At 33.2% G+C, this 14,345-nt stretch carries 14 protein-coding genes; 10 read left to right on the top strand and 4 right to left on the bottom strand.

Going from position 1 to position 14,345, the window contains the following annotated elements; translation table 11 throughout:
- Window positions 1-116: 116 nt before the first annotated feature.
- A complete protein-coding gene (locus tag EKG35_RS18640) occupies window positions 117-293 on the bottom strand; it encodes a helix-turn-helix domain-containing protein (protein ID WP_126296046.1) in 177 nt (58 codons plus the stop codon).
- A 1,158-nt stretch (window positions 294-1,451) separates the two neighbouring features.
- Between EKG35_RS18640 and EKG35_RS21370 the strand changes: the two genes are divergently transcribed.
- Window positions 1,452-2,096 carry a hypothetical protein gene (locus tag EKG35_RS21370; protein ID WP_246020487.1) on the top strand — a complete coding sequence of 215 codons (645 nt, stop codon included), beginning with the start codon at window positions 1,452-1,454 and terminating at the stop codon, window positions 2,094-2,096.
- A 33-nt stretch (window positions 2,097-2,129) separates the two neighbouring features.
- Complete coding sequence (locus EKG35_RS18625) at window positions 2,130-2,573, top strand: hypothetical protein (RefSeq protein WP_126296044.1); 444 nt, start codon at window positions 2,130-2,132, stop codon at window positions 2,571-2,573.
- A gap of 407 nt (window positions 2,574-2,980) precedes the next feature.
- On the opposite strand, the gene EKG35_RS18620 is transcribed toward EKG35_RS18625, so the two are convergent.
- Window positions 2,981-3,298 (bottom strand): hypothetical protein, encoded by a 318-nt coding sequence (locus EKG35_RS18620; RefSeq protein ID WP_126296043.1) that lies wholly within the window; start codon window positions 3,296-3,298, stop codon window positions 2,981-2,983.
- Between the two features lie 551 nt (window positions 3,299-3,849).
- On the opposite strand from EKG35_RS18620, the gene EKG35_RS18615 reads away from it, so the two are divergent.
- The 7 genes from EKG35_RS18615 (at window position 3,850) to EKG35_RS18585 (ending at window position 11,519) form a co-directional block, all read left to right on the top strand.
- Entirely contained in the window at window positions 3,850-4,281 is a 432-nt protein-coding gene (locus tag EKG35_RS18615) for a BrxA/BrxB family bacilliredoxin (RefSeq protein WP_126296042.1), read from the top strand.
- Window positions 4,269-5,060, top strand: a complete 792-nt coding sequence (locus EKG35_RS18610) for a class I SAM-dependent methyltransferase (protein ID WP_126296041.1) — start codon at window positions 4,269-4,271, stop codon at window positions 5,058-5,060. The genes EKG35_RS18615 and EKG35_RS18610 overlap by 13 nt, the downstream gene beginning before the upstream one ends.
- Window positions 5,061-5,320: 260 nt before the next feature.
- Window positions 5,321-6,910 (top strand): S-layer homology domain-containing protein, encoded by a 1,590-nt coding sequence (locus EKG35_RS18605; protein ID WP_126296040.1) that lies wholly within the window; start codon window positions 5,321-5,323, stop codon window positions 6,908-6,910.
- 793 nt (window positions 6,911-7,703) lie between these two features.
- Window positions 7,704-8,315: a YpjP family protein gene (locus EKG35_RS18600; RefSeq protein ID WP_126296039.1), complete on the top strand. Its 612-nt coding sequence runs from the start codon at window positions 7,704-7,706 to the stop codon at window positions 8,313-8,315.
- Between the two features lie 1,035 nt (window positions 8,316-9,350).
- Window positions 9,351-10,397 carry an XdhC family protein gene (locus EKG35_RS18595; RefSeq protein ID WP_126296038.1) on the top strand — a complete coding sequence of 349 codons (1,047 nt, stop codon included), beginning with the start codon at window positions 9,351-9,353 and terminating at the stop codon, window positions 10,395-10,397.
- Window positions 10,372-10,995, top strand: coding sequence for a nucleotidyltransferase family protein (locus EKG35_RS18590; RefSeq protein WP_126296037.1), 624 nt, complete (start codon window positions 10,372-10,374; stop codon window positions 10,993-10,995). The genes EKG35_RS18595 and EKG35_RS18590 overlap by 26 nt, the downstream gene beginning before the upstream one ends.
- A 197-nt stretch (window positions 10,996-11,192) precedes the next feature.
- Window positions 11,193-11,519 (top strand): antibiotic biosynthesis monooxygenase family protein, encoded by a 327-nt coding sequence (locus EKG35_RS18585; protein ID WP_126296036.1) that lies wholly within the window; start codon window positions 11,193-11,195, stop codon window positions 11,517-11,519.
- A 222-nt stretch (window positions 11,520-11,741) separates the two neighbouring features.
- Here the strand turns inward: EKG35_RS18585 and EKG35_RS18580 are convergent, their stop codons facing one another.
- Together EKG35_RS18580 and EKG35_RS18575 are read right to left on the bottom strand one after the other, a co-directional pair.
- A complete protein-coding gene (locus EKG35_RS18580) occupies window positions 11,742-12,113 on the bottom strand; it encodes a RidA family protein (RefSeq protein WP_126296035.1) in 372 nt (123 codons plus the stop codon).
- The gene (locus EKG35_RS18575) at window positions 12,110-13,069 is read right to left on the bottom strand and encodes a threonine ammonia-lyase (protein ID WP_126296034.1); all 960 of its coding nucleotides are present in this window, start codon (window positions 13,067-13,069) and stop codon (window positions 12,110-12,112) included. The genes EKG35_RS18580 and EKG35_RS18575 overlap by 4 nt, the downstream gene beginning before the upstream one ends.
- A 172-nt stretch (window positions 13,070-13,241) precedes the next feature.
- Between EKG35_RS18575 and EKG35_RS18570 the strand changes: the two genes are divergently transcribed.
- Entirely contained in the window at window positions 13,242-14,039 is a 798-nt protein-coding gene (locus EKG35_RS18570; RefSeq protein ID WP_126296033.1) for a LysR family transcriptional regulator, read from the top strand.
- Window positions 14,040-14,345: the final 306 nt, after the last annotated feature.

Raw genomic sequence — 14,345 nt, 5'->3', positions numbered from 1 at the left:
TTGAGGTTATTCATATGAACAACGAAAGTCACCGATTAAAACATCAACAAAAGATTTTCAACTAATCAAAAGTGTTCATCGTAAATGAGCAAAAAATGTTCATTTGGGGTTGACGTTTACATCACTTCGAAATAATCGGCAATCAATTGTAAAATATCATAATCTGGTTTTCTATCACCAGATTCATATCGTGATAAAACAGTATTGGAAACGCCTATTTTTTTTGCAAAATCTTTTTGCGAAATATTACTTTTTTCACGTAAGTATTTTAATCGAGATCCTAACGATTCCAATTAATATCACCTCTTATGTATTTATTTTATATCTAAATAATCATTTACCACAACGGCAAACAAACGAATTGCCAAAAAGGTAATTGAAGTGTTTTTTTTCCAAAATGGTAATATGGGTTGTGTTCAAAGTTACCAAAAAGGTGATTTAGGAGTTGGAATGAAAAGGCAATAGTAGTTAATCTTTATTTTAATTTAATCGAGGTGAAGTCAAGACTGTAGAATTAGGTGTTGTACTCACAGTATTATCATTAATTGTTACAGTGGAGGGTTACCAACTTAATAAAAATAAAAGTATTAGGGATGATGACAAACAGTCGGCTGAAGTTATTGCACAACTTCAATATATAAGATTGGTGAAGTAACTGAAGCACGAAAAGCAGTTATAAAAGTAGCAGAAATACTACGGACAAATAAAATCACAGCAAATCTAGTGGAGGTTAACACTCTGAAAAATCAATCACAAAACTTAAAATACCTGGTGATCGAACACAATTCAACCAGTAGAGAACTTGACGTATCAATTCATTTTAATTCATCCAGCTGTACTGATAGAGGGCTTGGGGTCGATTTACTATATGTTTCTTTAGCTGAATATGTAAGTAAGTCTTTAAAAGAAGGTGAATCAAAATTGGAATTCTCAAGTAAAGCAATGAAAGTAAAGTATAATTCGCCTATTAATTCACCTGCAACTAAAAAACTTTTGGTGAAAAAGCGGTGGAAGTACTAGGATATAAAGATTCATGGATTTATGACCATAATCAAGGAAAAATAAAAGAAGGGGATTATGCAACTATTAGTTATGAATTAGCTGTTCATTATGGAAAATAACTTGAGGTATTATGAAAGACAAATATCATTTTTAATATAAAGAGTAAACGAAATCACGTTTGTTAAAATACCGCCTATTCACGCTTACTGTGAGGATGGTTTTCTTATTTTAAGATAGTAATAATTCAGGATTTTAATTTGTACTTTTTAAATATCCTCTAAATCTTCCTAGATTATTTAAGAAATTATGAATTGAAAATGATTTTGATATTTATATATTTTGCATTGAATTACATTATATGGAAATGTTAAAATAATTATACCTCGAGGTAAATGAAATTGTAATTACATTATAGAAATATTTATCAGAATATAAGAGGTGGATATTTAATGAAAAGTAAATTATTAAAAAGTTTTATAGTATTTTTAAATTTTATTTTAATATTTAGCATTTTGTCACCTAGTCTCGTAAATGCAAGCGAGACTCAAAATGTTCAATATTCAAAAACAGAAGAAGAGTTGATAAACGATTTTTTGTATAATGATGAAGATTTCCAAGATACATTAACTTATCAAGAATCTCTAGAAATTTACAATAGAAATATTTTAGAAAATTCGCATTCTATCTCTGAGCAAACAATTAAACCTTTTAATCTATTTAGCTTATTATTTTCACTTGTAAGGTCTGGTACAACTTATATAATTAAAGTAACAAAAAAGGGAAATGTAATAAAAAATGTTAGAAATGGTAAATTAGAAGTAGATGTTAGTAAGCACATAAATGCAAAAAATAGATTTAAAGATTACGGAAATATTGACAAGCTTGTTAAATATATTGTTGAAGATATCCGTCGAGTAGATGAATTAAAGAAGATAAAAGAAGGACATAACTCTATTAAAACGGTTTATGGACCTGATAATAAACTGTTAGAAATTCGCTTTTATGTAAAGGATGGTGAACTATACTCATTTAACGCATTTCCTAACCATTCTTCAAGAGATGCTGGAAATGTCATTTGGTTAGCTCCACAATAAACTGAACTAAAGAATACTTTGAGGGAGTTGTTTATGGAAGAAGTTGTTTTAATTAACCATGTTGTAAAGGTAGATAGAGAAAAAAATATTAATTTATATAAAGCTCTTCCGAAAGTTTCTGAAAAATCCCATTGTGGTTGCGAAGATTGTCAGAATTATGCTAATCGTATTGTTCAAGCAAGCTCTGAAGTATTAGCTTTTTTTCAGCAATTTGGTGTTGATCCTACAAAAGAAGCAGAAGTTTGGAAAGCAGCATCAAATTTAAATGGTTATGATATCTATACTGCTGACTATCATTTTGTTGGAGAGATACAGGGTACTAATGAATTAGATTGGATTCAAATTGCAGAAGCGAGTTTTGGTCTTACAAATTATACTGGAGAAATAGAAAACCCTATGATTCCGAGTACTTTTGATAAACCTTTAATAGAATTGGCTGTGAGGATAAAAATACCTCATACAGAGCTACAAATATAAATCATATTATAATCTCCATAAACCAGGTACTGAGTAATCTAATAAGTACCTGGTCTTTGTTTTAAGAGGGGCTGGGGCAAGTAGTCAATTGCTAAGGTACGTTAAGTCTTAGCTTTTTTAAATGGTACAAACAAGCTATATTTATTGCTTATCTTCTACAGTTGACTCAGCAATATACAAACGTGATTGATTTCGAGAAAATTTGCTATACGATTACAGAATGCTAAGCTGAATATAATTAAAAAAAGTTGAAAGTGCCGCTCTATTTAGCTAAAAAATAAGAAAAAATCAAACTCTTTATCCCAAAAAATGTGTGGGCGGTCTTTTTTTAATCTGTAATATAGCTAATTAATTTACAACCTAATTAAATTGTCCTTCTATAAATAAAAGCTTGCCGTCATACGCATCTAAAAAAATAGAACTCCCATTTCTTGCGAATTTACATTTATTGCCCATTGTTGCTTATTAAATAATTTATTAAAAAAACCATCTGTCCTAGGAATTAAATAGCCTTCAATTTCTCCTTCTTGAAGATTCTCAACATCTATATTCTCAAAATTCCATTCCAGTGGTGGGTTTTGTAATATACCCGTTGCACTAGAAATAGCTTCATTTTCATTAATAATAGGAGTTTGATAAAAATATAGAAATGTACCAATGATAATAGCCACTCCCGTTAAGAATAAAAGTTGACGTTGGTGTTTGTTGAAAAAGGCTTTACTCATAAAATAACTCCCGTTCGGTTTAATTTGTTTTAGTATAACGGACTTTTCCAATAGAAAAAACACCGAATAGGGCACTTTTTTTAAAGTGTCCACTATTCGGGGCTCAGATTAAATGTGGTAGCGTTCATTTTTAATATACAACTGGAATATTTGTTCTGGCGTAGTAATGAAGGAGTGAATAACTGTAACCAAGGATCAATCAAGTGAAGTGCAATGTTGTTTTCAGAACATGAGATGGAAATTAGAAATTGTTATGAAAGTGATAATGAAATTCAACATAAATTAAACAATTGTTATTAAATCTAAAATAAAATTGAAGCACATTATAAAAGTTGATATTTATGATTAATGCCACTCAATGAGTGGTTCTTCAAATTTGTTTAACATGTTGCACAAAAATAATAGCTGTCACACAAGGTAACTCTAAAATCACATAAAAGTCACAAAAAATCTGAAAGTATGCGAAAAAATATGAAAGCCTACTTTCTGTAATTTCCCAAAAAGTGCTGTTATAATAAGGGATGTGAATAAAAAGAAATGAGGTCGAAAGTATGAACGCTTACGATGAATATATGAAGGGCATTGTTCAGCCAATGCGCCAGGAGTTAGTTGATGCTGGGTTTACAGAATTAACAACTGCTGATGAAGTAAATGAATTTATGGCGACAACAAAAGGTGTTTCGCTTGTTGTTATTAATTCGGTTTGCGGCTGTGCTGCAGGCTTAGCACGTCCTGCTGTACGTGAAGCAATTAAAGAAGTGAAGCCAGATCATTTAGTAACAGTGTTTGCGGGCCAAGACCGTGAAGCAACTGAAGCGATGCGTGGGTTTTTTGAAGAAATCCCACCGAGCTCACCATCTATCGCCATTTTAAGAGATGGTCAATTAGAATATTTCATCCCGCGTGATCAAATTGAAGGTTATCCAGTTGAGCAAATTCAAGAACATTTAACAGGTGTTTTAAAGCAGGCATGCGGACAATAACAGTTGTTACTACAGCTGGACGTCCTGATGACATATCCATGTTACTTGCACAAAAGGCATGTGATGAATTAGGAGTTGGCTTCGAGCCGCGAAAAAAACGTTCAGTAGTGAAAATAAGCGAGGCGCTTAATGCAAATGTAATTGTTGCTGGTAAAAATCGATATGAGTATTATCCGAAAGGTGCAAATGTACCTTTCTTTTTTCATCCGAATTCTGCGGCATTTCGCTTAAAACGTATTGATCGAGGGGAGCATGATCCTTTACTTGAGGCATGCCAGCTATTTGAGGGAGACTCATTTTTAGATTGCACACTTGGGATAGGTTCTGACGCAATGGTAGCAGCATTCGTAGTAGGGAAGACAGGGGCTGTTGTTGGACTAGAAACCGATCCAAACGTAGCATTTATTGTGAAAAATGGTATGGGAACGTATGATACATCTGAATTACCGTTGACATCTTGCATGCGTGAAATAAAAGTCGTGAATACGGAGGCTTTGGAATTTTTAAAAGAGCAGCCTAGCGATTCTTTTGATGTAGTCTATATGGACCCAATGTTTGAAGAAGTAATAGAGGAATCGAATAATTTTGAAGCACTGCGAGCTGCGGGAAGTCATTTATCACTTTCAGAGCAATGGGTAGCAGAGGCCTACCGTGTTGCCAAAAAAAGAGTGGTCTTAAAAGCTCATTATAAATCGAGGTTATTCGAGGATTTTGGATTTAAACGCGAAGTTAGGCTAACATCAAAGTTTCATTATGGAGTTAGAGAGAAAAAACTGTAAATAATTTATTAAATCTATCATTCGTTGGGGCAAGTTCTTAATTGAACTTGCCCCATTTTTTGTCTTGTGAAAATTGGATTCAACTATATGTTGATAATTTTTAGACAAAAGTCCTAATTATAAAATGGAATTAAAGAAAAATAGTAATTATTGAGTGTATATCTTGTTGAATTAAAAATGTGCGGATGGTATTATTTGATAGGTTATATTTACTATTTAATGTAATATATATCGAATTATTTTATGGAGGATGATGTTTTGTGAAAAAGTATTTAGTTGCTTCACTTGCGACTGGTGCCTTGTTATTACCAACTGTAGATAACGCATCAGCTGCAACTTCAGAAATGGATTTAGGTAAAGAGTATGATTTTAAATTAACGGATGGAGATGGTAATAATAAAAATTACCATGAGTTTACACTCGACCAAGCCGGAACAGTAACAATTAAAGGTGAAACAGAATTTCGAAATACTTGGTTAACTATTCTAGATAGTGATGGAAATGAGGTTGGAACTCTAAGTGAAGATGGAAGTGAGGAAAGTCCGGGTAAAATTAATGCTTTCTTCCATTTGCAAGCAGATACATACACAATTGAAGTAAGTTCAGGTTATTCAGGGGACTATTCTCTTGAACTTAATAATTCTCCTGCTAATTCCAGTGATATGGAGCCAAATAATGGTACGGCTGAAGCTCAAGAGCTATCATTTGGGACAAGAACTAAAGGCTTTATCGCACGTAATGATCTTGTAGATTATTATGTCATTAAATTGGAAAAAGCAGGTAGAGTAGATTTAAAAGTTGAAGGTTATATGAAGGGTAGAACTAACGCAGAAGTTCTAGATAGCAATAATGAGGCTTTATGGTGGAATTACGAAACTAGTTCTGCTGAAAATCCAGCTCAATTAAATAAATCTTTATATCTTGAGGCAGGTACTTACTATATTGCTATTAACAAGAGTGCTTCAGATTCATACACTGGTGAGTATTTTGTAACAGCCAATTATACTAAAGCTACAGAAACATATGCAGAACCTAATAATGGAACTGCACAAGCACAACCTATCGAGTTTGGTGAGGTTGTAAACGGGTTTATCGCACAAAATGATGAAACAGACTATTATAGTTTTAAAGTTACAAAACCTACAGATATTACGTTAACAGTTAACGGATATTTAACAGATAGAACTTATGCAGAATTATTAGATAGCAATTATGAAGCTATTTGGTGGAATTACGATAGTAGTTCTCCAACAAATCCTACTACTTTATCAACAACGGAAACGCTTGAACCAGGAACATATTACTTTGTTGTTAAGGGAAATGGTTATTATGGAGAGTATAATTTAAATGTGACAGGTGAAGGGATTACAACATTTAAAGACTATCAACCTCAATATTGGGCAAATGCTTTTTCTTGGGGAGCTAAAAACAATATTATTAACGGAGATAGAACAACAAATCGTTTAAATCCAAATAAAAATATAACTGAATCTCAATGGTTGGCAATGTTACTACGTTATGCTTATGACGCTAAGGATTCTAATGGTGCTAACTGGTACGATTCTTACTATTCGCTAGCAAAACAAAAGGGAATTAGTGTAGCAAATGCTCCAAAAGAATCATTACGCCGTGGTGCAGTAGCTAAAATGTTAATGAAAGTGTATACTGGTCAAAACGTTTCAGAACAAGAAGCTGTTCAATGGCTATATGATAATGAAATTACGACAGGTGTTGAGCCTTCAAAAGGTAAAACATACGATAACTTTAATCCAAATGGAACAATTACCCGTGCACATGCAATAACATTCATGTATCGTTTATTTGAAAAAGGTATTACACCTCAAAAATAAAATTCGTACAGGTTGCTGATATTCTTTAAATGAATTTCAGCAACTTTTTTCTTATAGAATTTGCATAGTTGGTAAATTCAGTGAAAATGCAAATTTAAAATATTAAAGTTATAAGGTCCAAAAAATAGGGATAAAGGCAAAGTTAAGGAAAATGGAATGCTTTTCAAAACCTTCATATACCAACGATTTTACATTTATCATGTCCTATGTTACACTTATACCGTGCTATTTTAGGTAGCATATAAATAAATTTGGCGTTTCGCTAAAGTTTTTGAAGATACTTATTCACACTGGCGCAAGTATGGGCTTGCAAGGACGCAAAAGTAGGTAGGGTTTGCGTTGCTTAAGTTAGAAAGCGTTTAGTGGAATTATTACCGCGGTTACATGTTGCGTATATGCAACTCTTATAAAATTCCCCTGAAGATAGGGTTGAGACTTAATTTATTTATACGTTACCTATTAAATACTAAAGGGGTGCCGATTAGTTTCGGCGCCCCTTGTCCAATTTTATGGAAATAAAATAAAAAGCTACTGAATTAAGTAGCTTAAGTAAAATAATTATAAATAGTTATTAGTTCGTGAAACACATTGAAGTTAAATACGCTAATAATAAAAATAAGCCAGCGCCAATAACAGTAGTTGCCATCTTTAGAACCTCCCTTATAAAAAAAGCACGCTTTATTTACTTTATTATTGTACAATGAATTATAAAAAGATGAAACCTTTTAATTTCCAAAACGTATGTCTTAATAGAAGGTTTTTACAAATTTGTGCGAGATTGAAGGTGAATGTGATGAAAAAATGGCTTCAGAAAACCCTTGTTATTACGGTAGCATTTTTAACCTTTGGATTAATTACGCCAAACCACGCGATTTGGGAAGGGTTAGAGAATGGACAACCTAATAACGGTTCCCAGAACTCCAATTTTCAAAATAATAGTGATTCGAGAGAACAATTTACTACTGTTGTTGAACAAACCTCGAATGAACAAAGCTCACTGGAAGATCAGCATGTTGAATCGGTTTTACTCGCAGCGAAGGAGCAGTCATACATGAAATTTGGTCCTCGCATTGCTCCTGTCATTGGAGACGAGTTTGAAGAAAGAATATTTCCTAAATTAGAAGAAGCGATTGAATTAACTTTGTCAAGATTGGATAACCAGTCTTTAAATTATTTGAAAATAACTAACAATCCAAGCGGTGAATATGGTGAAAGAATTTTTAACATTTCCGATGGGACAAGCGGTAAAGATTTAATTCGTTTCCATGTGAGAACAGAAAAACGTCCTAAAGAAGGATATTACTATAATTTCCACTATCATACTTTCGAAGACCGTTTTGTTGCTCACCATTCGTTAGGTGATATTTACTGGTCAAAAAATACACCACCGAAATGGTTGTCCTAAACACTCGTAAATAGTACGGGTGTTTTTTTTTCGGAAAACATTGATATATAAAGGTTCTATTTGTTACATATAAGTATTCACAAAACATTTAAAAATTATGATATATACGATGTACCCCAAATTTGCTTAATTATTTGCTCTATGTATTTAATTTAACAGCTTTTGCTACATAATAATTTTGTGCATAAGAAAGTTAAAGATTCAAATTATAAATGACATTTAGCAAAAATAAAAACACTTAAAACCCTCTATTTAACACAAATAACTAACGAAATATTCAAAGTGGAAATGAGAAGCAAATGAATTTCAGAGTAGATGAAGAGTTGTTTATAAATTGTGAGGAACCGCCTTAAATTACAAAGGCTATTTCAACAAATAGAGTAGGGGAGATATATGCCTCTGGCGGGATTCGAACCCGCACTCCTTTCGTAAGCATAGGCTAGGGGGAACACGCTTCCCTACGGACTTTCACCGGCTAGGACTTTCACCTGCCTCAGCTATTTTGCTTTTCGGTGCTTCTGAAACCCTTGCCTTGCGACCCGGTTGCTACATTGTTTTCCGGCGCTCTTCCCTTCTATAGCTACAGAGGCAAAATAACTGGACGTTTCAGTAACTCTAATACTTTTTTACGATCAAAATAGATTGCTATGAATTCACATATAGCTACAACCATTAAAATGTTATTTTTAATTAGTACACATCTTTAATGGGGTTCTATATATTTACGCACAAAATTAGAAAAAGTTCCAATAAAATAAAAAAGAAGACTTAATTACTTTTTAACCATCCAGTTATAGACGTTATGATTATAACTTTTAAAATTCCGAGGGAAGACTACACAATGAACTTACGTATCTTCTAAACAATAAGTTGACTAACAATTTGGAATTTTGTTAATATATTAAAAGGTTATTCATGTTAGAAAACTTCACATCACCCTTGCTATCTTCATTACACTTCTCATTACAATAAATCATTAATATTTTCAACCACGCATTAATCTTTATACATTCGCTTGTGAAGGAGGCTTAAAAAATGTCTAGATTACAAGAGTTTCAAGAGCTTTTTTGCCAAATAAAAAATGCTTGGAATAATAATGAACAAACGGTTTTAGTCATTTTAGCAGACGTAAAAGGGTCTGCATATCGGTTGCCTGGAACAAAAATGTTAATGACATCTAGTGGTCTTATGGCTGGCAACATTAGTGGAGGATGTTTGGAGGCTGATTTATTTGAGTGGGCAAAAAAAGTATTTGAAAGCAATAAGCCAATGAATGTCCGCTATGATTTAAGTGAAACAGAAATTTGGAGTTTAGGAATCGGCTGCAAAGGTAATTTAGAATTTTTATTCCTTCCGATAGATCCTAAAAATCCGATTTGGAAAATAATTGATGTTCTTTTAGCCCAGGAACAGCCTTTTACTCTTATAATTGATATGGAACACGGAAATATAGCGATGCTTGAAATGGAAGATACTTTAGCGGGTGAAAAAAACGTCCCGAAAGCTATATTGGAAAATGCTTACCTCGCTTTCAATCGACAAACACGTGCAGAAATTTATACGTATAATGATGAACGTTTCTTTATAGATGTAGTAAAGCCAAGTGAAAGATTAGTAGTTGCTGGTGCTGGAAAAGATGCGATTCCTGTCGTGGAACTCGCATACAAAGCAGGATTTTCTGTAACGGTTTTAGATGAAAGATCCCATTTTAATAATCAACAGTTTTTTCCAAACGCAAAACATCTAACAATTGACCTTAAAAATTTAATAGCAAGCGAATTAAAGGATAGTTGGTGGGTCATTATGAATCATCATCAGGAAAAAGATGAGGCAAGTTTAAAATATGCTATTGAAAATCGACCTCGTTATATCGGTGTTCTTGGTCCTAAGTATCGAACAAACGAAATGCTGGAAAATATAGGATATACTTTAAATAATGCACCCATCTTTTCTCCAGTTGGATTAGACATAGGTGCTGAATCGATAGATGAAGTTGCTATTAGTATAGTTGCAGAGATTATGAGCTTAAGGGCGGGTCGTATACCACAATCGTTGAATGGAAAAGAGAAAATCCATGTATAAAATAGGCGCCATAATATTAGCAGCTGGACTTTCAAAAAGAATGGGAAAACCAAAATTACTCCTACCTTTTAATGAACTTCCATTAATATATTACCCTGTGTCGCTAGCTGTGCAAAATGAATTAAAGCCTATCGTTTTAGTCACGGGTCAATATATGAATGACTTGGAAAACACTCTTGGTCAATTTAATAAACAAGTAACCTTTGCTTACAATGATAAAACTGATACGGGTATTTCAAGTTCGCTAAAAATAGGGATAAATACGGTGAAAAGTCATGTGGATGCTGTACTAGTTTTCCTTGGGGATCAACCATTTGTACCGACCGAAGTTGTTCATAAAATTATTCAAGAATATCATATAAGCCAGCATAAAGGTATTCGAATTATACGACCTCGATATGGGGGGCAGGAAGGTCATCCAATTTTATTTGATAGTTGCTTGTTTCACGAATTTCAGCTATTACAGGGCGATATTGGAGGAAAAGAAATTATAAAAGCAAATAAAAAATATGTGAAATTGATTGATTTTCCAAATAAAGTTTGGGGAACGGATATTGATACGCCTGAAGAATATGACGCTTTAATCAAAGGAGTGTAGAAAAAGCGGGGATAACAAGGGAACCATAATGTTTTCCGCAACTAGTTCAACAGCTATTGTTAAACTTGTAATTGAAAAATTAATTCTACTGGAACTTCTACATAAAGATCTTGTCTTAAAACATGTTGTTTTTGAATATAATTTTTTATGATGTATATAAACGCTTTTATTCAAAAGAAATTTAGGGGGATTAACCTATGAGTGGAATATCAAAAACTCCTGAACCACCGTATTACGCAGTAATTTTTTCCTCACAAAGAACTGAAGGAGACAAAGCTTATGGAAGAATGGCTGATAAAATGGTGGAACTTGCTTCTCAGCAGAATGGGTTTTTAGGTGTTGAAAGTGCGAGGGATGAAAAACTAGGAATAACTGTTTCATATTGGGACTCGTTAGAAGCCATAAAAAATTGGAAAGAAAATTCAGCCCATAAAGTTGCGCAGACGAAAGGGAAAACAGATTGGTATAAAAATTTTTCTCTTAGAGTTTGTAAAGTTGAGAGGCAGGATTTTTTTGAAATGTGACAATTATTTTACTTCAGTATAGGGTGGACCTTGAATTACGGATGACAAAGCTTTCTAAAAAGAAAAAACTCTACTTTCAATTAAAAAGTGGAGTTTTTTGTCATTTTGAAAATGTGAGCATTCATTCATCAACAGGGCAGATCGTGGTTTACGAGAATATTTTATTAAAAAGACCGAGTATAATTTAATAATCGGTGATGGATAAGAAATTTTTGCCTTTTCCTACTTAGACAATTCAGCAATGGCTTCTATTTCTATTCGACATCCATTACTTAATTCATGTATTGGAATAATAGCGCGTGCAGGTTTATGATTACCAAAAAATTGACTGTAAACAACATTTACAGGGCCCCAATCATCAGCTGTAATAATATATACTCTGCACATAACTACCTGTTCCTTTGTACAACCTGCATCATGTAAAACTGTTTCCAACTTCTTTAAAGCCATTTTTGTTTCGGCTTCAATTCCTCCTATTACAGGCATACCTGTGTTAGGATCAGCTGATGTTTGACCAGAAACATAGACTGTGTTTCCACTAATCATCGCAGGACTGTAATGACCTCGGGGTGAGGAACTTGCAACTGCTCTCATATACTCATCTCCTCAAATTTACTAAATTGATCCATTCCAATATTCCCTCCTGAAATAAACAACACAACTTTATCATTAGGATTAAATTTAACGCTGCCTTGCAAGAAGGCTCCTAAGGTGATACAAGAAGAAATTTCCGCTAATAATTTTCCCTTCGTTAAAAATAACTTCGTAGCTTTAAGAATATTTTCTTCATCTACTGTGACAATCTCATCAACATATTTTTCTACAATAGGATAATTACGTTCACCTGGCTTTAATGTTTGTAACCCATCAGCTACAGACTTTGATTCTGGAGGCAATGTAACGGGATGACCTACTGCCAAACTATTACTATAGCGAGCTACTAGTGTAGGTTCCACTCCAATAATTTTCACTTGAGGCTTTGTTTCTTTAACTGCTGTAGATAAACCTGCAAGTAATCCACCTCCACCAACTGGCACAATAATCGTATCTACATTTGACAGTTGTTCCAGTATTTCTAAACCTGCAGTGCCTTGGCCAGCAATAACTTCATTATCGTCAAATGGTGAAATAAAACTCCAATAATTTTCTTCACTTAGTTTATTAGCCACATTAAATCTTTCTGAAGGAACACTGAAAATGACTTCCGCTCCATAGGATTGAATTCCTTCAACTTTAATTTTCGGTGTATTTTTTGGGACGACAACGTGAGCCTTCGTACCGAGCAGTTTTGCCGCATAAGCAATCGCTTTTCCATGGTTTCCTGATGAAGCTGTAATAATGCCTCTTTCTAAAACATCTTCCGGCAAGGCTAATAATGCATTAAGAGCACCCCGGATTTTAAATGAATTGGTTTTTTGTAAAGACTCCATTTTGGCAAATACTTTACAACCTAAATATTCATCTAGGTCATTCAATGGAAGGAGAGGAGTTTTATGGATATAGGGAGCAATACGGTTTTGAGCTTCGTGAATTGCTTTAATACTAATCATGATTCAACCTCCAAACGTCAGAATATTTTATACAACTTATTAAATCTATCTAAATACTACAGTTCCAATGAATATATGTAAAATGATTATTTTTGCAATTAAATATGCAGAAAATCGATATTATAGTAAAATATACAAAAGTTAATTTATTAAAAGAAGTTAGGTTGGTTCTATGGATATTAAAGATATTAAAATATTTTTGGAAATAAACAATTGTCGTAATATTAGTACAGCTGCACGTACTTTGTTTTTAACTCAATCAACAGTTAGCAGAAGACTTTCAATGTTGGAAAAAGAACTAAATGTCAAACTATTTTCCAGAGGAAAGGGACATGACACAGTTCAGTTAACTCTAGCCGGTGAACGATTTTTAATAATAGCTGAACAAATATTAGCTTTATCTATCGAAGTGAACTCAATAGAAGAAAATAAATTAATTCAACATTTATCAGTAGCTGTTCCTGATAGTTTGGCTTCTTATATGTTGAGAGATTTTTTTAGACAATTATCACGAGAAAACCCTAATTTGAAATTAGAAATCATAGTTTCTGATTCAAACCCAACTTATGAAATGGTTGCTAATCGAGAGGTAGATATAGGATTAACTAATGGGGAGGCACCTTATCCGGAATTAAATTCAAAGCTGGTATTTAAAGAAGATTTTGTTGTAATGAGAAAGGGTAACAAAGATTCCTTTTCTCAATTAGTACATCCTTCTGAATTAAAATCAGGTAATGAGATTTATCAATTTTTTGGATCTGATTTCAATCGTTGGCATGATTATTGGTGGAAGCCTGGATTTGCAAAGTTGCGGGTGAATTTAGCGCAACTTACTGTAGAATTTTTAAATGAAGAGGAAGATTGGGCGATATTGCCAGAGTCTGTAGCAAGCACATTACTTCCAGAAGATTGTTATTTATCATATATCGGATTCTCCTCCAGAACGTTCTTGTTTTTTTGTAACTCATAAAAAACCACGTACTGACAGAGTTGCTGCAATTCAAAAATTTAACAGGCGATTACAAGTATATATAAAAGAACAAATAAATAATAAAAGTAATAGTTAAATTTTGTTCAAGAAACTTAAAGTAGGGGAGGGTAGCTTTATCTAGAAAGAACACTTTTATGTAAAAAGAGATGTCTCTTATCCAGAGACATCTCAGGTTGTTGACAAAAGACCTTCAGAATGGGCTTATTCTGAAGGTCTTTTGTAATTTTAATAGATTATTGGGTATTTAACCGACTTATTTGGGGTAAAAACACTCTTCGAGTATTA

It is taken from the genome of Lysinibacillus telephonicus, from assembly GCF_003966145.1.
Classification (GTDB): Bacteria; Bacillota; Bacilli; order Bacillales_A; family Planococcaceae; genus Ureibacillus; species Ureibacillus telephonicus.
This window is presented reverse-complemented; position numbering and strand designations above follow the sequence as displayed.